Genomic DNA, 25,937 nt, shown 5'->3' with positions numbered 1-25,937 from the left:
CGCCTTTGTACACGCGTACCCGGCAGGGGTCAAGGGCCTCTCGCGCTAGGCGCCGGGCTCCCAGGCCATGAGCAGGTCGAACACACTGCGGTCGCCTTCGACCTTCAGCGCGTCGACGGGGATACGGCCGTACATGGCCAGGACCAGCTCCTCGGCCGTTCCTGCGGCGGACAGGTCGAACGCGGTGTCCCGCTCGGCCAGACGGGCGACGTGCGCGCCGTCGGCGGAGAGCCGCACGCGCCAGGAGCGCCCTTCGGCGGCGTGGTAGTCGACGACCGCCGGGTCGTGCGGCCAGGCCCAGGTCGTCGAACAGCAGGTGAGCAGGAAGTCCTCGACCCCGTCGAACGCCACCTCCCGCGGCAGCGACGCCGTCCTGCCCGCGGCGAGCTGCGCGTCGTAGGTGTGCACCGCGATCTCCTGCACCTGGTGCCGGGCGACCGTGGCACAGGTCAGCGGCGACTGCGACTCGCCCCACCACCCCCAGCAGCCGCGCTCGGGCCCCGCCTCACGCAGCGCGTCGAGCAGCGCCCGCGCGGAGTCGGCCAGCCACGCCACGAGCGCCTCGCGCTCCCTGGGCGCGACCTGCTCGTACGGCTGGGGCGCGGGAGCGTCGGCGGGCCCTGCGGCGACGACGTCGGCCCAGAAGTACCGCCTTGCGCCCAGATGCTGGACCAGGTCGTACAACGTCCAGTCGGGACAGCTCGGCACCTGGACGTCGAGGCTCGGCGCGGCGGCGACCGCGGCACGGAAGGCCGCCGACCTCTCGTCGATCAGGCGCAGCCGGTCGTGGAACCCCAGGGTGGTGTTCATCCCGAATGTCTACCACCGGATCGCAACAAACTGGACATCCGACGCGTGCGACACCTCGCACTGCCAGTCCTGGCCGCAGATCCCACTACGCCGGACATCCGACGCTTACGACACCTCGCAAGCAGGTCCCGCCCACCCCAACCGGACACCCGACGCCTACGGCACCTGCCAGCCGCGCTCGTGCAGCGCCGCCGACAGGCGGGAGGCGGCGTCGGGCTGGACCGAGAGCTCGGCCACACCCAGCGGCAGCCCGGGTGCGTGCTCCAGCCGTACGTCCTCGACGTTGACCCCGACCTCGTCGCACACCTGGAACAGCCGGGCGAGCTGGCCGGGACGGTCGCCGATGACGACCTGGACCACCACGTAGGCGGGTGCGGGACCGCCGTGCTTGCCGGGGATACGGCCGTGTCCGGCGACGCCCTGCTTGAGCAGTCGCGTGACCTCCTCGCCCGCCGTGGGGTCGCCGTCGGCGAGGGAACGCAACGCCAGTGCGGTCTCGGCCAGGTCGCGCGAGACGGCCTCCAGCACGTCGGCGACCGGCGCCGCGTTGCCCGACAGAATGCCGAGCCACAGCGCAGGATCGCCGCCCGCGATACGGGTCACGTCACGCACCCCCTGCCCGGCCAGGCCCAGCGCCGTGTCCGACGCCTCGGCCAGCCTCGCCGCCACCGCCGAAGCGGCCACGTGCGGCGCGTGCGAGACGACCGCGACGGCCTGGTCGTGCTCGGCCGCGTCCACCTCGACGGCATTGGCGCCACACAACGCGACCAGCTCAAGCACGGCCTGTACGGCCAGCGGATGCGCCTCGGGCGTCGGGCAGTAGGCCCACGGCCGGCCGAGGAACAGATCGGCACGCGCGGCGCCGGGCCCCGAGCGCTCCCGGCCCGCCAGCGGGTGCGAGGCCACGTACACGCTCAGGTCGCAGCCGAGCTCGGCCGCCCTGGCCAGCGGCTCGGCCTTGACGCTCGCCACGTCGGTGTAGAACCTGGCCGCGCCGATCCGCTGCAGCCTGGCCAGCTCGGACGCCATGTGCTGCGGGGGCACGGCGATCACCGCCAGGTCGGCGACCTCGCCCTCCTGCCAGTCGGCGCCCGCGCCGAGCTCGCGTGCCAGCCGTACGGCTGCGGGGTCGCGGTCGGCCAGCAGCACGCGCACCTCGCGCTCGCGCAGGGCCAGCGCCACCGAGGCGCCGATCAGGCCGGTGCCGACGACGAGGACAGAGCCGACCACAGAGTCGCCGGGGGAAAGCGCAGTGCCGGAAGTCATGTCGTGTCCTGTGGGGGTCATTGAGCGATGTCCTGCCGAAGCGCGACCGCGCCACGCAGGTAGACGTGCTGCATCTCGTGACGGGGGCGCTCGGTCTCGATGTGGGCCATCAGCCTGACGACCCTGGGCAGTGCGCCGGGCACGTCGATCTCGGTGCAGCAGATCAGCGGCACGTCGTGGAAGCCGAGCTTGCGCGCGGCCAGGGCGGGGAACTCGGCGGTCAGATCGGGCGTCGCGGTGAACAGGACGCTGATCACGTCGTCGGTGGTCAGCGTGTTGCGCCGCATCAGCTCGGAGACGAGCTCCGTCGTGCCTTCGATGATCGACGCACGGTCGTTGGCGCCGACCTGGATGGCTCCGCGGATCGCGCGCACCATGTCCGTTCCCTCCGTTGGCCTCTGCCCGGGTCGTATGAGAAACGACCCTTATGTGAACTCAGAGCCCGTGCTCACGAAAAGCACGGGCTCCGGATGTTCTGGCCAGATTACAGCTTGACGGCGGCGTAGAGCTCGCCGACCTCCTTCAGGCTGAGCGCCCTGATCGTGCCCGGCTTGGTACGGCCCAGCTTGACCGGACCGAACTCGATGCGCGCCAGGTCGATGACCCGGTGGCCGGACTCCTCCAGCATGCGCCTGACGATGTGCTTGCGGCCCTCGTGCAGCACGATCTCGATCAGCGCCTGCTGGCCGTGCTCCTGCACGATCTCGAAGTGGTCGGCCTTGGCCAGGCCGTCCTCCAGGTCGACGCCCTTGCGCAGCCTGCGGCCGAGGTCGCGCGGGATCGGGCCCGGCACCTTCGCCCAGTACTTCTTCTGCACGCCGTAGCTCGGGTGGGTCAGCCTGTTGGCCAGCTCGCCGTCGTTGGTGAGCAGCAGCAGGCCCTCGGTCTCGGTGTCGAGCCTGCCCACGTGGAACAGCCTCGGCGCGAGCTCCTGCACGAAGTCGGCCAGGCACGGCCTGCCCTGCGGGTCCTCCATCGTCGAGACGACGCCGATCGGCTTGTTCAGCGCGTAGTAGACGAGGTCGGGGGCCGTGGGGATGCGCTTGCCGTCGACGTGGATGACCTGCGCCGCCGGGTCGACCTTGGCGCCGAACCTGCGTACCACCTGGCCGTTGACCGTCACGCGTCCGGCGCCGATCATGTCCTCGCACGTCCGGCGGCTGGCGACACCCGCCTGGGCGAGCACCTTCTGCAGCCTGACGCCGTCCGGGACCTCGGTCGTGTCGCGCTCGTCCTCGTAGCCCTCCGGGTAGAAGTCGAGGTCGCGGATCGGCTGCCGGGAGGTCTTGAACGTGTTCCCGCCCCGCTTTCCGTCGCGTCCCGCCCTCGGCGCCCCGCCGTCCTTGACGGTCCGGCCGTACCTGTTCTTCGTGCCACCGGCCCTGGAGTCCCCGATGGTCTGCACACCGTCCCGCCGCCCGGCGCCGAAGCTCACCCTGGTACGGCTGCCACCCGGACGCCCGCCGGAGTCATCACGCTTGCCGAACCTGGCCCGCGTCTCACCACCGGTACGAGGGGCACGATCGTCACGGGAGCCGCCGCGCGCGTCACGGTTGAAGCCACCGCGATCGTCACGCGAGGCGGACCCGCCACGGTCGTCGCGGTTGTACCCGCCACGGTCGTCACGCGGCTTGTAGCCACCACGGTCATCGCGGGAAGCGGACCCACCGCGGTCGTCGCGTGCCTGGTAGCCACCGCGGTCACCGCGCGAAGCGTACCCGCTGCGGTCGTCGCGAGACGGGAACCCGCCACGGTCGTCCCGGGGGGCGGACCCACCGCGGTCGTCACGGCCCTGGTAGCCGCCGCGGTCGTCGCGAGAGGCGAATCCGCTGCGGCCGTCGCGGGACGGGAATCCGCCACGGTCGTCGCGGGGGGTGTAGCCGCCGCGGTCGTCGCGGCTGGTCGGGCGGCCGGGGCCACGGTCGTCACGGCCGCCGAAACGTCCCGATCCGCCGGTTCCGCCCGATCCGCGGGAGTCGCCGCCGCTGCGCGCGTATCCGCCGCGCTCGCCACCGGTACGGCCGTAGCCGCCTCGGTCGCCGCCCGGACGGCTGTAGCCGCCGCGCTCGTCGCTGCCGGAGCGGGAGTAGCCACGCTCGCCGCCGGACCTTTCGGCCCCGCCGGAACGCTGGCCATATCCACCGGAGCCAGAGCTGCCGGACCGCTGCCCGTAGCCACCCGAGCCGGACCCACCGGAACGCTGGCCGTAACCGCCGGAGGAACCACCGGAACGCTGGCCGTAGCCACCGGAAGATCCGCCCGAGCGCTGGCCGAAGCCGCCGGAAGATCCGCCCGAGCGCTGGCCGAAGCCGCCGGAGGAGGAGCCGCCGGAACGGCCGCCTGAAGCGGAGCCGCCGGAGCGGGAGCCGTAGCTCGACGTGCCGCCGGAGCGGGGGGACGAGCTGCGGTCGTCGCGGGAGTAGCCGCCGCGCTCGCCGGAGCGGGAGCCGCCGTCGCGGGAGGAGGCGCCGCGCTCGCCTGAACCTGTGGGCTTGCCGTACCTGGCGCGTGAGCCGCCTCGGTCGGCGCGGAAGGAGTCGCGGGCTGCGCCGGAGTCTCCCCTGGAGTCGTCGCGGCCGGTGCCGCGGTCGTTGTCGGAGCGGAAGGCGGGACGCCCAGAGCCGCTGCCGCCCCTGAAGCCACCGCTCCCGGAACCGCCGCCCGCGCGTCCTCGACCGCGTCCATCACCGGACGGGGTGCTGCGCCTGTTGATCACTTGCTCTCCTCAAGGTTTTCCAGGTCGTCCGGCAGGAAGGGCGCGAGCTCGGGGAGCTCGTCGATGTCCTTCAGGCCGAGACGCTCAAGGAAGTACGTAGTTGTCCGGTAGAGCACAGCCTGGCTCTCCGGGTCGGTGCCGGCCTCTTCGACCAGCCCCCTGGCGACGAGCGTCCGCATGACGCCGTCGCTGTTGACGCCGCGGACCGCGGCCACGCGTGCGCGGCTCACCGGCTGCCGGTAGGCCACCACAGCGAGGGTTTCAAGCGCGGCCTGCGTCAGCCGCGTCTGCTGGCCGTCGCGGATGAACCGCTCGACCAGGGTCGCATGTTCGGCGCGCGTGTAAAAGCGCCAGCCGCCTGCGACCTCCCTCAGATCGAAACCCCGACCTGCCTCAGAGTATTCCGCCGACAGCGCCCGCAGTACATCCCCCACCTCTGCCGTGGGCCGCTCCAGCACCTGTGCAAGCGTGATCTCGGCAACCGGCTCGTCCACCACCATCAAGATCGCCTCCACCGCCCCCCGCACATCCACCACACCCAACTCCTGCGCCCCCACCCCCCTGGCCCCTGCGTCCCGCCGCCCACTCTCCGCACCCGAGGGCACAGCCTCAGCCGCAGGAGGAGGAACATGCAGCGGCCCAGAAGCAGGCGCGGAAGTGGGAGCAGGTGCAGGCGTGGGAGCAAGGGCCGATGGTGACGCCGGAGTCTCCTGCACTGCCCCGGGAGCGCCCTCCGCCTGCGACGCGGAAGCCACCTCGACAGCAGTCGCGACGTCCCCCCCGCGCACCTCTACCTCGAAGCCAGGAGCCTCGACGCCAGGAGCCGCAATGCCCTCAACCTCGACTATCCCCTCAACCTCGACGCCATCCCGAACCTCGACGTCGTCCCGAACCTCAGCCTCGACGTCATCCCCGCCTCGACCAGTCCCCTCCCCCGCCAGCACCGCCGACCCCGGCAACGACGCCCAGGCCGCCCCGCGTACGCGGGGTGCGGAGGGCGTGCTGTCGAGGTGCTCGGCCGGAGCGGGGTCACGGGGGGCGGGGAAATCAGTCATCTGCCGTCTTCTCCGCGCTTTCGTCGTAGTCGTCGCCCACCGACACGGTGCCGTCGTCGGCGCCGGTCCAGGTCACGTGCAGGTCGCCCAGCGGTTCGAGCTGGTCGAAGCTGACGGCCGACTCCCGGAAGAGCTCCAGGACGGCCAGGAAGCGGGCGATGACCTCGAAGGGGCCCTCGCAGTCGGCGACCAGTGCCCGGAACGTGGCCTTGCGCATGCGCCGCAACCGCTCGACCAGGATAGCGGCTTGCTCGCGGACGCTGGCGAGCGGTTGGTAGATGTGGCCGACGTTCACGGTCGGCGGCAGCTTCGGTGTGAAGGCCTTCGCGGCAATCCTGGCGAGTTGTTCCGGCCCGATGCCGAGCACGAGTTCGGGCAGCAGGTTGGCGAACTGAGGCTCCAGGCCGACCGTGCGGGGGAAACGCAGGGCCTCGTCGGCGAGGTGGCCGGAGAAGACCTTGGCCACCTCCTTGTAGGCCCGGTACTGCAGCAACCTGGCGAACAGCAGGTCGCGCGCCTCCAGCAGGGCCAGGTCCTCCTCGTCCTCGACCTCGCCCGACGGCAGCAGCCTGGCCGCCTTGAGATCGAGCAACGTCGCGGCGACCAGCAGGAAGTGGCTGGTCTGATCGAGGTCCCACTCCGGCCCTCTGGCCCTGATGTAGGAGATGAACTCGTCGGTGACCGTGGAGAGCGAGACCTCGGTGATGTCCAGCTTGTGCTTGGAGATCAACCCGAGCAGCAGGTCGAAAGGCCCCTCGAAGACGTCGAGGTGAACCTGGAACCCTTTGGGCTCCTCCTGGAGCCCGGCCGTCTGCTGCTCGATCACCTGGCCATTGTGGCAGGCGCGGGCCAGCGCGAGAGCACCTCACGGGCCAGCTCCCGATACGCGCTGGCGCCGAGCGACGACGGATCGAAGCTGGTGATGGGCTCACCGGCGACGGTCGCGTCGGGGAAGCGCACGGTGCGGTTGATCACCGTGTGGAACACCTTGTCGCCGAACGCCTCGACCACACGGGCCAGCACCTCGCGGCCGTGCAGGGTACGCGCGTCGTACATGGTGGCCAGCAGGCCCTCGATCTCGAGGTCCTCGTTGAGCCGCTCCTGCACCTTGGTGATGGTGTCCATGAGCAGCGCGACGCCGCGCAGGGCGAAGAACTCGCACTCCAGCGGCACCATGACGCCGTGCGCGCAGGTCAGCGCGTTGATCGTGAGCAGGCCGAGCGACGGCTGGCAGTCGATCAGGCACACGTCGTAGTACGGCAGCAGCGGCTTGATCACCCGGCCGAGCACCTGCTCACGGGCGACCTCGGTGACGAGCTGGACCTCGGCCGCCGACAGGTCGATATTGCTCGGCAGCAGGTCGAGCCCCTCGACACCGGTGCCGAGCAGCACGTCGGCCGCCGTGACGTTGCGGTCCATGAGGAGGTTGTAGACGGTGAGGTCGAGCTGCAGCGGGTTGATCCCGAGGCCGACCGACAGCGCGCCCTGCGGGTCGAAGTCGACCAGCAGCACCTTGAGACCGCACTCCACGAGCGCCGCGCCCAGATTGATGGTCGTGGTCGTCTTGCCGACCCCGCCCTTCTGGTTCACCATCGCGACCACCCTCGCGGGGCCGTGCGTCGCGCGCGGGGGCGGCTCGGGGAACACCGGGCGGGGTCGCCGGGTGGGCCCGAGGTTGACCCCGCTCGTGGGTCTGTCGGTCTTCGTGTCCCCCCAAGGATTCTCAGGGGTCCCGGGCGTCGTCCCCCGGGTCGAGCCGTTGGTGGTCACAGTCACCAGTCGAACCTCCCTGACGGTCTCGAACCGGACCGTCCGGACGGACACTATGGCGTCATCACGTAGCGGGCAAGGCGGCACGCCCAGCGGCGCCGTTTTACCAGGCTTCGCATGACTTCACAACCGAGATCAAACTTTCACAACCGAGATCGCACTCTACCGTCGAGTTAGGCCGCGCGCACGGTGGATGCGGGAGACCGGCATGCTCACTGCCGGGCGCGCGGATGGGCCGCCGCGTAGACCTCGCGCAGCTTGTCCACCGTGACCAGCGTGTAGACCTGCGTGGTGGTCACGGAGGCGTGCCCGAGCAGCTCCTGCACGACGCGTACGTCGGCGCCGCCGTCGAGCAGGTGGGTGGCGAAGGAGTGGCGCAGGATGTGCGGCGAGACGCCGTCGAGCCCGGCGCGTTCGGCCGCGGCCTGCAGCACCTCCCACGCGCCCTGCCTGGTCAGGCGACCGCCCCTGGCGTTGAGCAGGACGGCGGGCGTGCCCCTGCCGTGCGCGAGCAGGAGCGGCCTGGCCCTGATGAGGTAGGCGTCGAGCGCCTGCCTGGCGTACCTGCCGACGGGCACGACACGGGTACGGCCGCCCTTGCCGCGCAGGCGCAGCTGTTCGCCTTCGAGGTCGTCGACGGCGAGACCGACCGCCTCGGAGATACGGGCGCCGGTGCCGTACAGGAGTTCGAGCAGTGCCCTGTTGCGCAGGGTCAGCGGGGCGCCTTCGGGGCCGGAGGCGGCGATGAGGCGTTCGACCTCGGCGACGCCGATGGCCTTGGGCAGCCTGCGCAGCTGGCGTGGCGGGCGTACCTCGTGCGCGGGGTCGTGGCCGGCGACTCCCTCACGCAGGGCGAAGCGGTGCAGGCCGCGTACGGCGGAGACGGCGCGGGCGGCCGAGCTGGCGACGAGGGCGGGATGGCCCTCGTCGCCCTGACGGAGCGCGGAGAGGAAGGCGAGGATGTCGGCCTCGCCCACCTCGCCGATGTCGTTGCGGCCGATCCCGTCCAGGTAGTCGAGATAGCGGCGCAGGTCGCGGCGGTAGGAGGCCAGGGTGTTCGCCGCCAGCCCCCGCTCAACGGCCAGATGGGCGAGATAGCTGGAGAGCACCGCCTCCACGTATGCGTCCTCCTGTCAGGCTGCCGAAGCCTGTCAGGCCTCCGGTGCGTCAGCGGGCCGCAAAAGGGCGAATCCCTCTACCGAGGCCGCGTATGCGGCGAGGATACCGGCCACGGCCGGAGAATTGTGGATCATCCCCATCAGCACCTTCTCGACCGCGTCGGCCAGGGGAATCCACTCGACCGGCATGTCGACCTCCTCGTGCCGGTGCACGAAGCCGTTCTCGGCGTCGGGGATCTTCTCCAGGTCGCGGGCCAGGAAGACGCGGATGCGCTCGTTGGTCATACCGGGCGAGCTGAACAGGTCGACGAGCGTGTGCCAGGTGGCCGCCCGGTAGCCCGCCTCCTCGGCCAGCTCACGCGCGGCGCCGTCGACGAGCGGCTCGCCCTCGACGTCGCGCAGCCCGGCGGGCAGCTCCCACAGCAGGTATCGCATGGGATGGCGGTACTGCCTGATGAGCAGCACCCGGTCCTGCTCGTCGAGTGCGAGCACCGCGACGGCCCCGGGGTGCACGGCGTAGTCGCGGTCGGCGACGTCGTCGTGCGGCATGCGCACGGTGTCGGTGCGCACGCCGATCACCCGGCCCTGGAAGTGCGAGCGGGTGCCGAGCACCTCCCAGCTCTCCGGCGAGTCCTCGATCCTCACTTGCGCCCCGCCTTCGGGCTGCCGCCGTCGGCGTAGCCGAGCGCGGCGGCGATCAGGCCCTTGAACAGCGGGTGCGCCCTGGTCGGGCGGGAGCGGAACTCGGGGTGGGCCTGGGTGCCGATGAAGAAGGGGTGGACGTCGGCGGGCAGCTCGGTGTACTCCACCAGGCGGCCGTCCGGCGACAGGCCGGAGAAGACGAGCCCGACCTTCTCCAGCTGCTCGCGGTAGGTGTTGTTGACCTCGTAGCGGTGGCGGTGGCGCTCGTCGGCCTTGGCCTTGCCGTACAGCTGCCTGGCCAGGGTGGCTTCGCCGAGCTTGGCGGTGTAGAGGCCCAGGCGCATGGTGCCGCCCATGTCGCGCTCGCCGGAGACAACGTCCTCCTGGTCGGCCATGGTGGAGATGACCGGGTGCTTGCTGTCGGGGTCGAACTCGGCGCTGTTGGCGTCGTCGATCCCGGCCAGGTTGCGCGCGGCCTCGATGACCATGCCCTGCATGCCGAGGCAGATACCCAGCAGCGGGATGCGCTGCTCGCGGGCGTGCCGGATGGCGCCGATCTTGCCTTCGATGCCGCGCACGCCGAACCCGCCGGGGATCAGCACGCCGTCGACGCCGTCGAGCTCGCGGGCCGCGCCCTCCTCGCTCTCGCAGTCGTCGGACTTGACCCAGCGGATGTTGACCCTGGCGTCGTTGGCGAATCCGCCCGCGCGCAGCGCCTCGGTGACCGACAGGTAGGCGTCGGGCAGGTCGATGTACTTGCCGACGAGCGCGACCGTGACCTCCTTGGCCGGGCGGTGCACCCGGCGCAGCAGCTGCTCCCACTCCTTCCAGTCGACGTCGCGGAAGGGCAGGCCGAGCCGGCGTACGACATAGGCGTCGAGGCCTTCGGAGTGCAGCACCTTGGGGATGTCGTAGATGGAGGCGGCGTCGACGGCGCTGACGACGGCGTCCTCGTCGACGTCGCACATGAGGCTGATCTTGCGCTTGATCGAGGTCTGCACCGGCCGGTCCGAGCGCAGCACGATGGCGTCGGGCTGGATGCCGATGCTGCGCAGCGCCGCGACGCTGTGCTGGGTCGGCTTGGTCTTGAGCTCACCCGACGGCCCGATGTACGGCAGCAGCGAGACGTGCAGGAAGAAGACGTTGTCGCGGCCGACCTCGTGCCTGATCTGGCGCACCGCCTCCAGGAAGGGCAGCGACTCGATGTCGCCGACCGTGCCGCCGACCTCGGTGATGACGACGTCCACGTCGGGACCGGCCATGCCGAGGATGCGGTCCTTGATCTCGTTGGTGATGTGCGGGATGACCTGGACGGTGTCGCCGAGGTACTCGCCCCTGCGCTCCTTGGCGATGACGTTGGAGTAGACCTGGCCGGTGGTGACGTTGGCCGAGCCGTGCAGGTCGGTGTCGAGGAAGCGCTCGTAGTGGCCGACGTCGAGGTCGGTCTCGCTCCCGTCGTCGGTGACGAACACCTCGCCGTGCTGGAAGGGGTTCATCGTGCCGGGGTCGACATTGAGGTAGGGGTCGAGCTTCTGCATCGTGACCCGCAGACCGCGAGCCTTGAGCAGCCGGCCCAGGCTGGAGGCCGTGAGCCCCTTGCCGAGGCTGGAGGCGACACCGCCGGTGACGAACAGATGTTTGGTGTGCGATGCGCTGCGCAAGAAGACTCCCGTGGTCCGATCGTGTGGTCGTGCGCCCACGGGCTCTCAGGATATCAAACAACGCCCGCGACATGCTCGAACGGCATTCCCCTGGTTCCCAACTACCCGGTAACTTAGCGCGTTATGTCAGTCAGAAAGCTCGCCGGCCTCGCCATCCATCGTGTCTACGACGCGATGCGAAGGGCAGCCGCGATCACTCCGGCCACCCCGGCCGGGTACCGGTTCGGCAGGCTCGGCGAGGGCGTGAGCATCGCCTTCCCGCTGGGGGCGATCTTCGGTGAGCGCTGGATCGAGATCGGCGACCACACGCTCGTCGGCGAGCGGGTGTCGATCTCGTGCGGCATGGGGCCAGGCGTCGACCTCGGTCCGCACTCGATCGTGCGCATCGGCGGATCGTGCTCGATCGGCCGGGGCAGCCACATCGTGGGACACCAGTCGATCGACATCGGCGACCACGTCTTCACCGGTCCGTATGTCTACATCACCGACCAGAACCACGTCTACGACGACCCCGAGACGCCGATCGGGCGGCAGTGGCCGCGCAACAACCCGGTCTCGATCGGCTCGGGCTCCTGGCTGGGCACCGGGGCGATCATCCTGCCCGGCACCAGGATCGGCAGGCAGTGCGTGGTGGCGGGCGGCGCGGTGGTGCGCGGGGAGTTCCCCGACCACAGTGTGATCGCCGGAGTGCCCGGCAGGGTGGTGCGGGGCTACTCCCCCGAGCTCGGATGGCACGCTCCAGGTATGCCCGCGGCAACGGATCGGCAAGCCGCCGCCTCATGACGCGCTGAGCGGGAACGACCTGGGGCATGGAAGCCGACCTGCTGCTGAGACTCCTGGTCGGCGCGTTGCTCGGCGCGGCCATCGGGATCGAGCGGCAGTGGCGGGCCAGGATGGCGGGCCTGCGGACGAACATGCTGGTCGCGACCGGTTCGACGCTGTTCGTCCTGCTCAGCGCCTACGGGTTCACCGACGACTCGGGCCGGGCCGACCCGACGCGGGTGGCGGCGCAGATCGTCTCGGGCATCGGCTTCATCGGCGCCGGTGTGATCCTGCGCGAGGGGTTCAACATCAGGGGGCTCAACACCGCGGCCACCCTGTGGTGCGCGGCGGCCGTGGGCTCGCTCGCGGGTGCGGGCATGTTCCTGCTCGCCGCGGCCGGCACGCTGGTGATCGTCGGGGCCAACACCGCACTGCGCCCGTTCACCCGTTTCATGGACCGGCGAAGGGCGGCACGCAAGATCCGCTACCGCTTCGAGGTGCTGTGCTCGGACGAGGACGAGGCCCACGTCCGCAAGCTCATCGTCACGGCGCTGAGCAGGCCGGAGTTCAGGATGCGCAGCCTGCACAGCCACGACGGCGACGTACGCGGGCACGTCGAGGTCGTGGCCACGGTCGACAGCCTGCGCAGGGACGAGAGCCTGTTCGAGACGGCCACCAGCAGGCTCAGCCTGGAGCCCTCGGTGACATCGGTGGCGTGGACGCTCGAAGGCGACGACGAGGACGACGATGACGAGTCCTGAGCGCGGTGCGCCCCTTTTGGGGTAGAGAGGAGGCATGCTCGCCGCACTGACAGGTCTGGGCCTCTCCACGGCCGCCGGGCTCAACGCCTACATCCCGCTGCTCGTGGTGGGGGTGCTGGCCAACTTCAGCGACGCGGTGAAACTGCCCGACGGTTACGCGTGGCTGTCCAACTGGGGCGTCATCGCGGTGATCGCGGTGCTGCTGCTGGCCGAGGTCGTGCTGGACAAGGTGCCCGCGATCGACAGCGTCAACGACATGATCCAGACCGCCGTGCGCCCGGCGTCCGGCGGGGTCGTGTTCAGTGCCACCGCTGCCGCCGCCGAGCTCGACAGCTCCACCTGGATGAGCGAGAACCCCTGGGTGACGTGGGTGCTCGGCATCGTGGTCGCGCTGGCCGTACACGTGGTGAAGTCGACGGCGAGGCCGGTCGTCAACGCCACGACGGCCGGGGTCGGCGCGCCCGTGGTGAGCACGGTGGAGGACGCCGGGTCGCTCGGGGTGAGCCTGATCGCGATCTTCCTGCCGCTGCTGGTGATCGTGGTCGTGGTGCTGGGGGTGGCGTTCGCCTGGTGGGCGATCAGGCGGGTACGGCGGATGCGGGCCGCTCGCCGTACCCGGTCGCCGTGACGGGCGGCCGCGGGTCAGCCCAGCGGCGGAGCGCCGGTCATCCGCGCGGCGGACGCGTCGCCTTCGGGCCTCATGACCTGGGGTGATTGGGGCGCCGAGCCCTTGTGAGGCGTGGTCAGCCCCTCCTAGCGTGAGCCGCGATCGGGAGGGGAATTGACGTGAGTCGACTGAGCAACCTGGCGATGGCCGTGGGGGCGAGCGCCGTGCTCGCCGCGTCTTCGGCGGCGGTGCCCGCCACCGCGGGCACGACGGACACCGCGGACGCCACGGTGAAGGTCGTGGCGAAGAAGCTGGACAATCCGCGCGGACTGGCCTTCGGGCCGGACGGCGCGCTGTACGTCGCCGAGTCCGGGCACGGCGGCAGGATCAAGTGCACGACACTGCCCGCCGAGCCGGGCGCGAAGGCGGAGAAGACCTGCCTGGGCCTGACCGGGAAGATCATCAAGCTGGCCGGAGGCCGTAAGTCGGTGGTGGTGGCGGGGCTGCCCTCGACGGGAGCGGGCGGCATCGGCACGGGGCCGCACGACGTGGCCTTCGCCGCCGACGGCAGCCTGCTGGTGACCGTCGGCCTGGGCGGCGACGCCAAGCTGCGCGCCGGGCACGGCCCCCAGGGCAAGGCCTTGGGCACGCTGCTCAACATCAGGGGCGGGAAGGGCGGCAAGAGCGCCAAGACGGTCAGGATCCTGGCCGACCTGGTCGCACACGAGGTGACCCACAACCCCGACAAGAAGGACAAGGGAAGTGCGGTCGATTCCTATCCGTTCGGCGTCGTCGGCACGCCCGACGGTGGCGCGCTCGTCACCGACATCGGCGCCAACGACGTGCTCAGGGTCAGCCCCAAGGGCAAGGTGAGCACGCGGGCCGTCTTCCACGCCCGTATGGTCGCCGCCCCGCCGATGCTCAAGCTGCCCAAGGGCGCCAAGGTGCCCATGCAGTCGGTGCCGATGGGCATCACGGCCGGTCCCGACGGCGCGTACTACGTGGCCGAGCACGGCGGCTTCCCACAGGAGACGGGCGCGGCGCGCGTGTTCAGGCTGAGCGGCGGCAAGCCCGCGCAGGTCGCGGCCAAGGGCTTCACGACCGTGGTCGACGTGGCGTTCGACGCCGACGGCAGGCTGATCGTGCTGGGCTCGGTCGGGCCGATGCCCGCCGACCACCAGCCGAAGACGTCGCTCTACCGCGTCGAGGCCGACGGCACGCCGACCGAGCTGCTCAAGCCCGGCCTGCTGTCCGGTCCGCTCGGCCTGGCGATCGCCGGTGACGGAGCGATGTACGTCACGAACAAGACGTTCGTACCCGGTGGCGGCGAGGTCGTCCGGATCACGCTGTAGCGGCCCGCCGCACGAGCCCGTGCGGGCGCGCGCGTGGCCCCCGCCTTAAGCACGCCCGCACGTACGTCACCGCCCGGCAGCGAGTGCCCCGCTGCCGGGCGGTCGCCTTTCGCCCCGGTGCGATCCGGCACGGCGCGCCGGAGGGCCGATTGCGGGCTATCCTCGAAGACACCGCGCCGGACGGGAGGACCCGAAGATCAGCGAAATCATCGTCATCATCCTGGTGATCCTGGCGTTCGTCCTCCTGCTGGGAGCCGTCGGGATCTACTTCCTGGTCAAGCTCGGCAAGAAGGCGGCCAGATCGGCCAGGGCGGCGAGCACCCGGCTGAGCACACACGTCAACGCCATGGGCGTCGGCGACGCGGCCGAGGTCGAGCGGTTGCGCCTCGACCTGCGCCGTGAGGTGTCGCTGACCCGCCAGGCGGTGGACAGCGCCCAGCGCCAGGGCTGGGGCCTCGGCGACCTGCCCGGCCTGATGGGCGAGCTGACCCGCCAGGCCGACGTGCACGACACCCAGCTCGGGATGTACGCCCAGCAGCGCCGTACCTCGCCCTATGTCGACCACGTGACACTCGACCGGCTGCGCGAGCACCAGGCCAAGCTGACCGCGACCTGCGCCCGGATCCGCGCCGACCTGCTCGACAGCCAGGTGAGCCACGCCTCGACCGGCATCACCGAGCTGCACCAGCGCACCGAGATCGAGATCGAGGCCCGCCGCCGCACGGCCGACCCGCTCGACGAGATCGACGAGCTCTACCGCAAGACCATGCAGGAGCGCCGCGACCCGTCCTGAGCCCGGCGCCTCACGCCGAGAGCGCCCAGGAGCCGAGCCCCGCGCCCTCGTCCATCAGCGCCGCCAGCTCCGCGTACCCCGCTCCCCTGTTGATACGCGCCCGCATGCCCTGCGCCTGCGCCGTCGTCGGCAGCCCGCCCCCCAGTACGGCGGGCAGCCCGAGACGCCAGCTCAGCAGCGCCTCGGCGGAGTACCTGTGCGCGTTGCGCAGGACCGAGACGCCGACCCGGATCGCGTGCTCGTTGCCCGGACGCACGCCGGGCCTGTCGGTCTCGACGGCCGAGTAGCGAAAGCCGTCGGCCAGGTCGCACGGCGGGCAGCCGGTCGGTCCCCTGCCCAGCGCCCCGCCGCAGTCGCCGCAGGTCAGCCGATCGTAGGCGGCGTCCACCACCCGCCAGTCGTAGGGCGCGATCTCCTCGACGACCATAGCGGCGAGCGCGGGCTCGTCCGGCAGGCCGATCGCGGCGAGGAAGGCCGCGTAGCCGTCCTCCACCATGGCGTCGAGCAGCGCACGGCACCGCCCGCACGTGGGGGCGCCGCCGTACTCCCAGCAACCGCAGGCCTCGCACCTTCGCATGCGGGGAGCGTACGCCGCGTTAATTGTGTTGCGCCACGGAGAAACGGCTCGGCATAATCGGGGCCGTTGATCCGCGACATGAGGGGAGGGCGAGACCGTGATGACGACTGCGCTGACGACGCCTGCGCGCGTGCACATCTCCGCGACCTCAAGCCTTCCCTCCGGTCATTCGCCGATCTGATCGTCTGGCCGGTGGGGCTTCCTTTCTGGAGTACCTCATCGTGGCAAAGCAGTCTCCTCATCGACGCCGTGGCAAGCACGCCCTTGACGCCGATGACATCGAGTGGCTCGACCGGCAGCGTGTCGCGCCCGAACCCGAGGACGACCATCTCGCGGCCCTGGACGGGCCGCCCTCAGGCGACCGGTGGTCCACCTGGGACCTCAGCACGCCGACCGAGCGCGGTCCGGCGCCGCATCCGGCCTGGCTGGTCACCGACCTGGCGGCGGTCGACACCGAGCTCGGCATCCTGAAGACCGGCAAGGAGGCCGACGTCCACCTGCTGTCGCGCGGCGTGCCCGGCGGCCGGGCGTGCATGCTGGCCGCCAAACGGTACCGATCGGCCGAGCACCGGCTCTTCCACCGCGACGCCGGGTACCTCGAAGGCCGGACGATGCGCGACACCCGGGCCTCGCGGGCGATGGCCGGGCGCACGGCGTTCGGCAAGCAGGTCATCGCCGGGCAGTGGGCCGCGGCCGAGTTCAACGCGCTGCGCAGGCTGTGGTCGCTCGGGCTGCCGGTGCCGTACCCGGTGCAGATCCTGGGGACCGAGGTGCTGCAGGAGTTCGTCGGCACGCCCGACGGCTATGCGGCGCCCCGGCTCGCGACCGTGTCGCGGGGGCTGGACGCGCTGTGGGAGCAGCTGGTGGAGTTCATGCTCGCGCTGGCCCGTGAGGGGCTGGCGCACGGTGACCTGTCGGCCTACAACATCCTGGTACGCGAGGGCGCCCTGGTGGTCATCGACCTGCCGCAGATCGTGGACGTCATCGCCCATCCGACCGGGGGCGACTTCCTGGACCGGGACGCGCGCAATGTGGCGACCTGGTTCGCCGGGCGTGGCGTGCGGGCGGCCGACGGCGATCGGCTGGCCGCCCTGCTGCGCGCGGAGGCCAGGCTGGGCTGAGCGCCGCCGCCCCGGCTCCCGTGGCGTACGGGGGCCGGGGCGGCGGGCGGTGCTCAGCCGAGCCAGGTGGTGATCTGGGTGACGCCGGCGCCCGCCCAGCCGAGCTTGAGGTGGTTCAGGGCGACGGTGGCGACGGCGCCGCTGGTGGTGATGCCGTCGGGCGCGGTGCAACTGGCCACGAACACGGCTCCGTCCGACGGCCCCGTGTGCTCGTTGTGCAGCAGGGCCATGTCGGGCGAGTTGCCGCACAGCCGGTAGACGGGCACGCTCGCCGGGGTGCCCGCGTCGATGAGCGGCTGGACGAGTGAGCCCTTGTCGATGGCCCACTGGATGCCCTTGCCCTTGGTGTAGAAGCCGGTGCCGCCGTGGTAGGTGGTGTACCAGTCCTGCTCGGCGACGGGGAGCGGGTAGACCGAGTCCCAGCGGTAGAGCATGTCGTCGGAGCCCGGGTAGGCGTCGCCCTCGTAGCTCAGCTCGGGATGGTTGCGCCACAGGCCGTAGCAGACCATCTGGGAGTGCGGCGCGGGCGCGTTCAACGACCCCCCACATTCCGGAAATATCGCGAAATCGTGGGTCCAGCCGTGGCGGTAGCCCCAGTCGAAGCCCTTGTTCGGCCCGCCCACCAGCACCAGTTTGCGCACGTCGCCCGCATAGGCCGTGCCCCACGGCTTGCGCAGCGAGGAGACGTACATCCTGGCGTTGAAGGCGCCCTTCGACCAGCCGATCACATCGACCTGCGCGGCGCCGGTCTTCGCCTTGATCCTGGTGATCGCGTCGTGGATCTGCTCGGCCCAGTAGTACCCGTCGCCCGTGACGTGCGGGAAGCCGATCGCGAACACCTTGTACCCGGCCGCGTCCAGGTGCTGCATCAGCCCGGTCGTGGGACAGGAGGCCTGGCCGCAGCCGTAGGCGCCCTTGGCGTTGGGGTTGGCCCAGGCCAGGTCGGCGTTCTGGTTGGCGCCGTGCACGAGCAGCACGGGGGTGGCCTTGGCTCCGCTCTGCCAGCCGGGGGCGTGGTAGAGCAGGAAGCGAGAGGAGTGCGGCCTGGCCACATCGCCGAACAGGCGCTTGGACTGCCCCGCGTGGTCGCCCCTGCCGTCCGGCGGGTAGGTCTCGGCCTGGAAGCCGGTGTCGCCGTCGCGGTAGCGCTCGACCCTGGCCCAGCCGTTCTCCAGGGCGGTGGTGTAGGTGGCCTCCAGCGTCACCGCGCCGGTCGCCGCCGCGGCCGGGGCGGGAGCGGTCAGCAGGGTGGCTGCCAGCATCGGCACCGCCGCCAGCAGTGCCGATGCCCAACGGGGTCGTCTCATCACATCTCCCGCTTCGTGTCGCGTGTACCTTCGCGTCACGTTCTCCCGTTCGGGGAGCCGGATCAATGTGGCCGGACGCCATGTCGGCCGCCGGGGTTATGGAAGCGCGTCCCGGCCGCCGAACCGATCGGCGTGCTCGGCCGCCCACTGCTCGTAGGTGCGCGGCGCTCTGCCGATGATCTCCTCGACGGAGGGCCGCTGGTCCAGCGTCCACCGGGTGAGCTCGGCCAGGCGGCTGCCGTACTCCTTCAGCGCGTAGAGCGTCACGTCGATGCCGTCGTCCGGCCAGCCGCGCTCGCGCCAGATCGCCCGGCTCCGCTCGGGGGTCAGTTCGACCGCGTCGAGGTCGCGCCCGAGCGCCGCGCCGATCGCCCGCACCCGCGAGCGGGTGGAGATCGGCGGGCCGACCGCCTCGACGACCGTGCCCTCGTGGCGTGACCCGCGCAGGGCGGCTGCGGCGACGGCGGCCAGGTCGTCCTCGTGGATGAACGGATAGTGCCCGTCTGTCAGGAACGCCTCCCTGACCACCCCTTCGGCCCGCACGGTCTCGGGCCAGTCCGCACCGGTCGCGGGATAGCCACCCTCGAACATCGCCCCCATCACCGCCGAAGGGCGCACATGCGTCCAGGCCATCCCGGACTGCTCGGCGGCCCGCTCGATCGCCAGCCAGAACCAGGTCTCGGGCGGGTACTCCCGCTCGTACTCGGGCCCGTGCGACGACAGCACCACGACCTTCGCGACGCCCGCGGCCGAGGCCAGGCCGAGCGCCTCCCCCACGGTCGCGGGCACGGCTCCGGCCAGGAAGAGCCCGTCGACGCCGTCGAACGCCCCGGGGCTGGCCGAAGGCCTGGTGATCGAGCCTTCGACGACCTCGACGCCGTCCGGCCAGCCGTCCAGCAGGCCGGGTTCGGCCAGCACACGCACCCGGTCGCCCGCCTCCAGCAGGTGCGCCGCCAGCAGCCGCCCGACGGTCGCGGTCGGACTGCTCCCCGCGCCCTTGCGTGCTTCCACGACGCTCAGCAGCCGCATTTCGCCCATGACAAGACCCTCCATCGTTGTGGTGGGGATCTTGCGCCTTCCTCACGGAAGGGTGCGGATCCGACAGCATCGACGATAGCGCCTCAGCGCACGCGCCGCGCCGCCCGGCCGCTCAGGTGCAGGAAGGCGATCTCGCCCGACCCGTCGCGCAGGAAGCGCCCGACCGGACGGCTGGGATCGGCCGCCATCGTCAGGTCGTCGCCGCCCTCGACCAGGGCCAGCGCCAGGTCCGGCATGCCCTCGACGCCTTCGGCCACCAGCTCGGGCCGCAGCACGAACCTGGTGATGAGCCGCTCGTCGACCTCGAACGTCCATTGCCCGGCGTCGTAGCTGCCCGCGTACTCGGGCGTGGGCTCGCGCACCGCCAGGCGGCCGGTGTCCGGCTGGACGCCGAGCAGGTGCTCCAGGCACCAGTCGGTCACCAGCTTGCCGAGCACCTTGCCGGGGCCCGCGTTGGTGAGCGTGGTGACGGCGAAGCCGCGCTCGGGCGCCAGGACGAACGTGGACAGCTGGATGTTGCTGATGTTGCCGCCGTGCGTGACGAGCCGCACGCCGCCGCGCTCCTCCAGCAGCCACGGCAGCCCGACCCCGGTCCACGGCACGCCGACCGCGACGGCCTGGGTCTGCATGAGCTCCCGTGTCGCCGCCCCGACCGGGCCGTCGCCCGCGAGCCCGAGGTGGAAGGCGGCATAACGCAACTGGTCTCGCACCGACGACAGCAGCCCGCCTTCGGGCATCGCGTCGCGGTACAGCCCCCACAGGTGCGCGACCTGAGCCTGCCCGTCGCGTACGACGTGCCCGACGGCATGCGGTCGGGTGGCGGCCTCCCACGGGAAGAAGAAGCTGGAGTCCATGCCGAGCGGCCCGAGCACGATCCTGCGGACGGCCTCCTCGTACGGCTCACCGGCGACGACCTCGACGATCCGGCCGAGCAGCCGGAACCCGGCGTTGCTGTAGGAGGCGAGCAGGCCGGGCTCGAACAGCTGGGGCAGCCGGTCGAACAGCCCGATCGCGTCGGCGAGCGCCGAAGGGCCCCAGCTGTCGCCGTCGTCGATGTCGCCGAGGAAGCCGCCGGTGTGGGTGAGCAGATGCCTGACGGTCACCGCGTCGGCGGCCCGCTCGTCGGCGAGCGCGAAGCCGGGCAGGTGGTCGCGCACCCGCCCGTCGAGGTCGAGCCTGCCGCTCTCGACCAGGTGCATGGCCGCCGTCGCGGTGACGGTCTTGGTCGTCGAGCCGATCTGGAACAGCGTGTCGCCGGTCACCGGGACGGGCGCGTCGACACTGCCCACACCGGTGGTCAGGACGTGCTCCTCGCCGTCGATCAGCACGCCGACGGCCGCGCCGGGGACGTGCAGGGATGTCGCCTCGCTGTCGAGCAGGCTCTGCAGGTGCTTGAGGTCAGCCATTGCCTCATCCTGCCGACGCCCGGGGCGCCGGACTTCGTCCTGACGCACCAAATCCGCCGTGCGATTGGTAGCGAAGGCACCGCCGCACGGCGGATCCGGCGTGCGGCGGTCAGCCCATGGCGTGGGCCATGGCCACCACCACGGGCCCGAGCAGCGGGAGCACCACATTCGACAGCGCGTACACGATCGTGTACGACATCAGCGGTGTGGTGTTGCCCGCCTGCTGCTGGATGGCGGTGATGGCCGGGGTCGAGCACTGCTGCCCGGCCACGGCGCCCAGGGCGAGCGGCGCGGGCAGCTTCATGCGTTTCCACGCCACCAGCAACGACACCGTCGCCGGGACCAGCGTCATGAGGATGCCCGCGATCGGCAGCGCGAAGCCGTACTTGGCGATCAGCGCGACCGCCTGCGGCCCGGACGACAGGCCGACGGCGCAGATGAACACCGCGAGGCCGAGGTCCTTGATCACGGACGCCGCGGCGGGGTCGTACTGGCCGAACGTGGGACGCCTGGCCCGGTACCAGCCGAACAGCAGGCCGGACAGCAGGCAGCCGCCGCCGGTGCCGAGCGAGAGCGGCACGTCGCCGAGCGGGATGGTGATCTTGCCGATCAGCATGCCGGCGACCAGGCCGAGTGCGATGTAGACGAAGTCCGCCTTCACCGCGGTGTTCAGCCGGAAGCCGATGCGCTTGGTGAAGGAGTCGACGTCCTTGGCCGCGCCGGTCAGGGTGACCACGTCGCCGCTGTTGATCGTCGTGCCCGGCCGTACCGGCAGGTGGTTGTCCATGCGGGTGATGCCGGTCAGGTAGACGCCGTGCTGGGCGTCGGCCGGGATCTCCTCGCGCAACCGCTCCAGCGTCTCGCCCGAGAACTCCTTGCTGGTCAGGAACACATCGGCGACATCGAGCTCCAGGTCCATGCCCTCGCGGGCCGCGACCTCGGGGCCGATGACGTCGTAGGCGTGCACGACGTCCTCGCGCAGGCCGACGACCAGCAGCACGTCGTCCCTCAGCAGCGCGGTGTCGGGCGTGAAGTCGACAGCGGTTCCGCCGCGCAGCACCCGCTCGACCGTGGCCCGCGTGCCCATGTCGGCCTCGACCTGCGCCACGGTACGGCCGGCCGCGGTCGTGACCTTCTGGGCCCGGCCCACCAGCGAGGGAAGCGCCGGCTCCTTGCCCGCCTCGTCGGCCGTGCCGCCCAGCTTCTTCCAGAGCTTGTCGGCCTCGTCCTTGAGGTTGATCTTCATCAGGGCGGGTGCGAACTGGCTGGTCAGCAGCACGATGGTGATCAGGCCGCAGATGTAGGAGATGGAGTAGGCGGTGCCGACATTGGCCTGCAGCGTACTGATCTCCGAGGCCGGCAGCGGGAGCTTGGCGATGGCGTCGGTCGCGGTGCCGACGACGGCGGACTCGGTCGCGCCGCCCGCCATCAGCCCGGCCGCCGTGCCGACGTCGAGCTTGAGCGCCACGATCGCGATGGCGGTCAGCGTCAGCACGGTGACCACCTCGATCAGCGTGAACGTGCCGTAGCGCAGGCTCTTCCTGTTGAGGCTGGCGAAGAAGGAGGGACCGCTCATATAGCCGAGGGTGAAGATGAACATGGCGAAGGCGATGTTCTTCACCTGGTCGTTGAGCGTGACCCCGCCGCCGAGCATGCCGACGAAGATCGCGACGATCAGCGTGCCCGCGATGCCGCCGAGCGAGAGCTTCCAGATCTTGACCTTGCCGATCGCGAAACCGAGCGCGAGGCAGATGAAGAGCGCGATCTCAGGTGTGCTCTTCAGCAGGTCCTGCAGCCAGTTCACGAGGCGTCGAACTCCGTCTTGTACTCCTCGACGACCTCGCGCAGCCAGGTGCCGATCTTCTCGTACGCCTCCTGCTTGAGGTTGGCGAGGCTGACCCTGACGCTCCAGCCGGGTCCGTCGAACCCGCCGCCGTTCAGCAGGACGACCGAGCCCTTCTCGGCGAGGCGGAAGACCGGGTCGACCGGCTCGAAGTTCTGCTCCAGCCAGTCGGCGAACTCCTGGCTGTAGGTACGCCTGACGAAGCTCAGGATGTCGAGTTCGATGTAGTAGTGCGCGGCCAGCGGGTCCTTGGGCAGCGGCACCCCCATGCCCTTGACCAGGGCGTGGGTACGGCGGGCGATGATGGTCTGGCAGGTGCTCTTGTAGACGTCCTGCTCGTCGAGCAGTGCGAAGGAGGCGAACAACGCCATCTGCGCCTGCTGCGGCAGCGACAGCCCGGCGGTGTGGTTGAGCGCCACCTGCCGGGAGTCGGCGACCAGCCGGTCGATGAACTTGATCTTCTCGGGCTCCAGGCTGATCGTGCCGTAGCGCTCGGCCAGCCTGTCCTTGTCGGCCGCGGGCAGGGCGGCGAGCTTGCCCTCGAAGATGTTGTCCTGGTTGACGGCGATGACACCGAGCCGCCAGCCGGTCGCGCCGAAGTACTTGCTGAAGGAGTACACGCCGATCGTGTTGCGCGGCGCGGTCGACATCAGCGAGCGGAAGCCGTTGACGAACGTGCCGTAGACGTCGTCGGTGATGATCGTCAGGTCCGGGTTGGCCGTCTGCACGATCTCGGCGATGTGGTCGAGCGTGGCGTGGTCGAGCATGACCGAGGGCGGGTTCGACGGGTTGACCAGGAACAGCGCCTTGACCGACGGGTCCTTGAGCTTGTCGATCTCCGCCTGGTCGTACTGCCAGGTGTGCACGCCGTCGCTGTTGGTCCTGGTGGCCGAGAGCTCCAGCGTCTTGAAGCGGTAGCGCTCCAGGTGCGGGATCTCCAGGTACGGCGTGAAGATCGGCGTCATGATGGCGATCGTGTCCTCGGGCCTGAGGATGCCGTTGATGATCGCGGTGTCGAAGATGTAGCACATGGCGGCGGTGCCGCCCTCGGTGGCGAACAGGTCGAACGGCTGGGCCGGAGCCTGGCCCGCGCACATCTCCTTGACCAGGTAGTCGCGCACGACCTGCTCGGTGTGCTTGAGCATGCGGTCGGGCTCGGGGTAGTGGTCGCCGATGACGGCGTCGGTGAGCTCCCACACCCAGGCGTCGCGGTCGAAGTCGCCGTAGGCCGCGACCTTGCCCAGCAGTTCGGCGCCCGGCCTGCCGTGGTTGTCCTTGAGGAAGGCGGCGAAACGGTCGGCGATCCCGGCCTGCTGTGGCATACCGGCCACGCCGTCCCACTCGTCCCAGTCGCGCCTGGCCTCGCCGATGGCGAACGAGCCCAGCAGGAAGAAGGCCTCACGCGGCTCGGTGGCGATCCAGTTGGGATTGCCCCGGCCCGCGTTCAGCATCGAGTCGGCTGCCTTGCCGTCGCTCGCGAGCGCGATGAGCTCGTTCTTGAGCTCGAACGGGCTGAGCGACTCCCACTTCTTCTGCGTGTCGCGGTCGGTCATTGGTTCTCCCTTAGGACAGAAGGGCGACGATGATCGTGCCCCAGATCGTGAGCAGCGTGTTCCCGACGGCGTAGGGCACCGTGTATCCCAGGACGGGCACCTGGCTCTTGGCCGAGTCGGTGATCGCGCCGATGGAGGCCGTGGTGGTGAAGGTGCCCGCCGTGACGCCGAGCGTGATCGGGACCGGCCACTTGTAGAAGACCTTGCCGATGAACATGACCACGAGCATCGGCACCAGCGTCACCACGAGCCCGGCCAGCAGCAGCCCCACGCCTTCCTGCTTGAGGCCGGAGACGAAGTTCGGTCCCGCCGTGATGCCGACGATCCCGACGAACATGCACAGCCCGCCGGTGTTCATCAGCCACTCGGCGGCGGGCGGGAAGCGCCCGTAGGTGGGGTGCCTGGCCCGCAGCCAGCCGAAGACCAGGCCCATGATGAGCGCGCCGCCGCTGGTCGTCAGTCCGATCTCGGCCCCGGCGATCGCGATGGTGGGAATGCCGATCAGGCCGCCGAGGAAGATGCCGAACCCGACATAGGAGAAGTCGGTCTCGTCACTCGTCCTGCTCGGCCTGCCGATCTCGGGCACGGCCCGCTCGACCAGTTCCCTGGGGCCCTGCACGGTGATCTCGTCGCCGCGGTGCAGCTTGGTGTTGCGGCCCAGCGGGATCTCGATGCCCGCGCGTACGACCTTGGTGATGAACAGATTGCGGGCCAGCGGGTGCGAGGCCAGCTCCGCCGGGGTCCTGCCGTCGACGTCCTTGGCCGTCAGCACGACCGCGAGCGTCTCGATGTCGTAGCCGAGCAGGTCGGGGTCGTCGATCTCGGCGCCCGCCTGGGTCATCTGGCCCCTGATGAAGTCGGCGTGGTCGGCCGTCACCGTCACCACGTCGCCCGCGCGCAGCACGGTGTCCGGCTCGGTGAACCGCGCCTCGCCGTCGCGCCGGTACCTCATGAGGAAGATGCGCCGTCCCCTGGAGGCGGCCAGCTCCTCGAACGCCCGCACCGTGGTGCCGTCCAGCTCCGAGCTCTCCGTCACCCGGTAGCTCCGCCGCTCAAGACGCCGGTACGCGGGGGCGTCGTCGGGGTCGAAGGAGGTGCCGAGCTCCTCCTCCATCGCCCTGGAGTCGGCGATCAGGCTCTTGGAGCCGAGCATCCGCCAGGCGACCTGCGACAGGAAGTAGGCCGCGGCCGCGGTGCCGAACAGGTAGCACACGGCATAGCCGACCGGGATCTGGTTGACGTAGGTGGCCTTCATATTGGCCGGGATCGTGGTCGAGGCGTTGATCGCGTCGGTCGCCACGCCGATCACCGACGACTGCGTCAGCCCGCCCGCCAGCAGGCCCGCGCCCCAGCCCGGCCCGTAGCCCATCACCACGGCCATGCCCCAGGCCACGAGCAGGCCGACCACGCATCCGACCACCGAAACGACGACCTGGGGGATGCCGCTCTTGGTCAGCGCGGCGAAGAACTGCGGCCCGACCTTGAACCCGAGCGCGAACAGGAACGCGATGAACGCCACCGTCTTGACCAGGTCGGGAATGGCGATGTCGAGCTGCCCGACGAGCACACCCGCCAGCAGTGTGCCGGTGACCGAGCCGAGCGCGATGCTCTTGTAGTGCAGCCGCCCGATGAAGAACCCGAGCGCGAGCGTGAGGAAGATCGCAATCTCGGCGTGCTCCCGCATCGCACTGACGAACCACGACCACATAGGCCCCCCCGGCATGTGCATCAGGGGAGATATCACCTAGATCCCCTAATGCCACCACACGTAAACGAGTG

Annotated in this window: 23 protein-coding genes; 6 read left to right on the top strand and 17 right to left on the bottom strand. The window is 70.7% G+C overall.

Features of this window, described 5'->3' with window-relative positions; translation table 11 throughout:
* Positions 1-45: 45 nt before the first annotated feature.
* From ACTWNK_RS15865 to ACTWNK_RS15820, 10 genes are all read right to left on the bottom strand, one after another.
* Positions 46-810 carry a maleylpyruvate isomerase family mycothiol-dependent enzyme gene (locus ACTWNK_RS15865; protein WP_474304729.1) on the bottom strand — a complete coding sequence of 255 codons (765 nt, stop codon included), beginning with the start codon at positions 808-810 and terminating at the stop codon, positions 46-48.
* A gap of 156 nt (positions 811-966) precedes the next feature.
* On the bottom strand, positions 967-2,076 hold the full coding sequence (locus tag ACTWNK_RS15860) for a prephenate dehydrogenase (RefSeq protein ID WP_474304728.1): 1,110 nt from the start codon (positions 2,074-2,076) through the stop codon (positions 967-969).
* A gap of 17 nt (positions 2,077-2,093) precedes the next feature.
* The gene (aroH, locus tag ACTWNK_RS15855) at positions 2,094-2,453 is read right to left on the bottom strand and encodes a chorismate mutase (RefSeq protein ID WP_474304727.1); all 360 of its coding nucleotides are present in this window, start codon (positions 2,451-2,453) and stop codon (positions 2,094-2,096) included.
* A 107-nt stretch (positions 2,454-2,560) separates the two neighbouring features.
* On the bottom strand, positions 2,561-4,792 hold the full coding sequence (locus ACTWNK_RS15850; RefSeq protein WP_474304726.1) for a pseudouridine synthase: 2,232 nt from the start codon (positions 4,790-4,792) through the stop codon (positions 2,561-2,563).
* On the bottom strand, positions 4,789-5,328 hold the full coding sequence (gene scpB / locus ACTWNK_RS15845; RefSeq protein ID WP_474304725.1) for an SMC-Scp complex subunit ScpB: 540 nt from the start codon (positions 5,326-5,328) through the stop codon (positions 4,789-4,791). Before scpB ends, ACTWNK_RS15850 begins: the two co-directional genes overlap by 4 nt.
* Positions 5,329-5,839: 511 nt before the next feature.
* Positions 5,840-6,673 (bottom strand): segregation and condensation protein A, encoded by an 834-nt coding sequence (locus tag ACTWNK_RS15840; RefSeq protein WP_474304724.1) that lies wholly within the window; start codon positions 6,671-6,673, stop codon positions 5,840-5,842.
* Positions 6,670-7,623, bottom strand: coding sequence for a ParA family protein (locus tag ACTWNK_RS15835; protein ID WP_474304723.1), 954 nt, complete (start codon positions 7,621-7,623; stop codon positions 6,670-6,672). The genes ACTWNK_RS15840 and ACTWNK_RS15835 overlap by 4 nt, the downstream gene beginning before the upstream one ends.
* 206 nt (positions 7,624-7,829) lie before the next feature.
* Positions 7,830-8,735 (bottom strand): site-specific tyrosine recombinase XerD, encoded by a 906-nt coding sequence (locus ACTWNK_RS15830; RefSeq protein ID WP_474304722.1) that lies wholly within the window; start codon positions 8,733-8,735, stop codon positions 7,830-7,832.
* A gap of 33 nt (positions 8,736-8,768) precedes the next feature.
* Entirely contained in the window at positions 8,769-9,380 is a 612-nt protein-coding gene (locus ACTWNK_RS15825; protein ID WP_474304721.1) for an NUDIX domain-containing protein, read from the bottom strand.
* A complete protein-coding gene (locus ACTWNK_RS15820) occupies positions 9,377-11,038 on the bottom strand; it encodes a CTP synthase (protein WP_474304720.1) in 1,662 nt (553 codons plus the stop codon). The genes ACTWNK_RS15825 and ACTWNK_RS15820 overlap by 4 nt, the downstream gene beginning before the upstream one ends.
* Before the next feature lie 123 nt (positions 11,039-11,161).
* Here ACTWNK_RS15820 and ACTWNK_RS15815 point away from each other — a divergent pair, with 123 nt between their 5' ends.
* From ACTWNK_RS15815 to ACTWNK_RS15795, 5 genes are all read left to right on the top strand, one after another.
* The gene (locus tag ACTWNK_RS15815; protein ID WP_474304719.1) at positions 11,162-11,821 is read left to right on the top strand and encodes an acyltransferase; all 660 of its coding nucleotides are present in this window, start codon (positions 11,162-11,164) and stop codon (positions 11,819-11,821) included.
* A 26-nt stretch (positions 11,822-11,847) separates the two neighbouring features.
* Positions 11,848-12,561: an MgtC/SapB family protein gene (locus tag ACTWNK_RS15810; RefSeq protein ID WP_474304718.1), complete on the top strand. Its 714-nt coding sequence runs from the start codon at positions 11,848-11,850 to the stop codon at positions 12,559-12,561.
* 34 nt (positions 12,562-12,595) lie between these two features.
* Positions 12,596-13,189: a DUF4126 domain-containing protein gene (locus ACTWNK_RS15805; protein ID WP_474304717.1), complete on the top strand. Its 594-nt coding sequence runs from the start codon at positions 12,596-12,598 to the stop codon at positions 13,187-13,189.
* A gap of 158 nt (positions 13,190-13,347) precedes the next feature.
* Positions 13,348-14,520, top strand: coding sequence for a ScyD/ScyE family protein (locus ACTWNK_RS15800; RefSeq protein ID WP_474304716.1), 1,173 nt, complete (start codon positions 13,348-13,350; stop codon positions 14,518-14,520).
* A 223-nt stretch (positions 14,521-14,743) separates the two neighbouring features.
* Positions 14,744-15,313: a hypothetical protein gene (locus ACTWNK_RS15795; protein ID WP_474304715.1), complete on the top strand. Its 570-nt coding sequence runs from the start codon at positions 14,744-14,746 to the stop codon at positions 15,311-15,313.
* Between the two features lie 10 nt (positions 15,314-15,323).
* Here ACTWNK_RS15795 and ACTWNK_RS15790 read toward each other — a convergent pair whose 3' ends face one another.
* The gene (locus tag ACTWNK_RS15790) at positions 15,324-15,890 is read right to left on the bottom strand and encodes a hypothetical protein (RefSeq protein WP_474304714.1); all 567 of its coding nucleotides are present in this window, start codon (positions 15,888-15,890) and stop codon (positions 15,324-15,326) included.
* A 221-nt stretch (positions 15,891-16,111) separates the two neighbouring features.
* Between ACTWNK_RS15790 and ACTWNK_RS15785 the strand changes: the two genes are divergently transcribed.
* A complete protein-coding gene (locus ACTWNK_RS15785; RefSeq protein ID WP_474304713.1) occupies positions 16,112-17,011 on the top strand; it encodes a serine protein kinase RIO in 900 nt (299 codons plus the stop codon).
* A gap of 53 nt (positions 17,012-17,064) precedes the next feature.
* Here the strand turns inward: ACTWNK_RS15785 and ACTWNK_RS15780 are convergent, their stop codons facing one another.
* The 6 genes from ACTWNK_RS15780 to aspT (ACTWNK_RS15755) all read right to left on the bottom strand — a co-directional run bounded on the left by ACTWNK_RS15780 (position 17,065) and on the right by aspT (ACTWNK_RS15755) (position 25,881).
* On the bottom strand, positions 17,065-18,318 hold the full coding sequence (locus ACTWNK_RS15780; RefSeq protein ID WP_474304712.1) for an esterase/lipase family protein: 1,254 nt from the start codon (positions 18,316-18,318) through the stop codon (positions 17,065-17,067).
* A 96-nt stretch (positions 18,319-18,414) separates the two neighbouring features.
* Positions 18,415-19,356 carry an NAD(P)H-binding protein gene (locus ACTWNK_RS15775; protein WP_474304711.1) on the bottom strand — a complete coding sequence of 314 codons (942 nt, stop codon included), beginning with the start codon at positions 19,354-19,356 and terminating at the stop codon, positions 18,415-18,417.
* A gap of 83 nt (positions 19,357-19,439) precedes the next feature.
* The gene (locus ACTWNK_RS15770; RefSeq protein ID WP_474304710.1) at positions 19,440-20,762 is read right to left on the bottom strand and encodes a serine hydrolase domain-containing protein; all 1,323 of its coding nucleotides are present in this window, start codon (positions 20,760-20,762) and stop codon (positions 19,440-19,442) included.
* A gap of 109 nt (positions 20,763-20,871) precedes the next feature.
* Entirely contained in the window at positions 20,872-22,566 is a 1,695-nt protein-coding gene (gene aspT, locus ACTWNK_RS15765; RefSeq protein WP_474304709.1) for an aspartate-alanine antiporter, read from the bottom strand.
* A complete protein-coding gene (locus ACTWNK_RS15760; RefSeq protein WP_474304708.1) occupies positions 22,563-24,158 on the bottom strand; it encodes a bifunctional aspartate transaminase/aspartate 4-decarboxylase in 1,596 nt (531 codons plus the stop codon). Before ACTWNK_RS15760 ends, aspT (ACTWNK_RS15765) begins: the two co-directional genes overlap by 4 nt.
* Before the next feature lie 10 nt (positions 24,159-24,168).
* Entirely contained in the window at positions 24,169-25,881 is a 1,713-nt protein-coding gene (gene aspT / locus ACTWNK_RS15755) for an aspartate-alanine antiporter (protein WP_474304707.1), read from the bottom strand.
* Between the last annotated feature and the right edge of the window lie 56 nt (positions 25,882-25,937).

It is taken from the genome of Nonomuraea sp. IBHARD001 (genome assembly GCF_056106265.1).
Note: the sequence above shows the minus strand (reverse complement) of the source record. Positions and strands in the feature narration are given on the sequence as shown.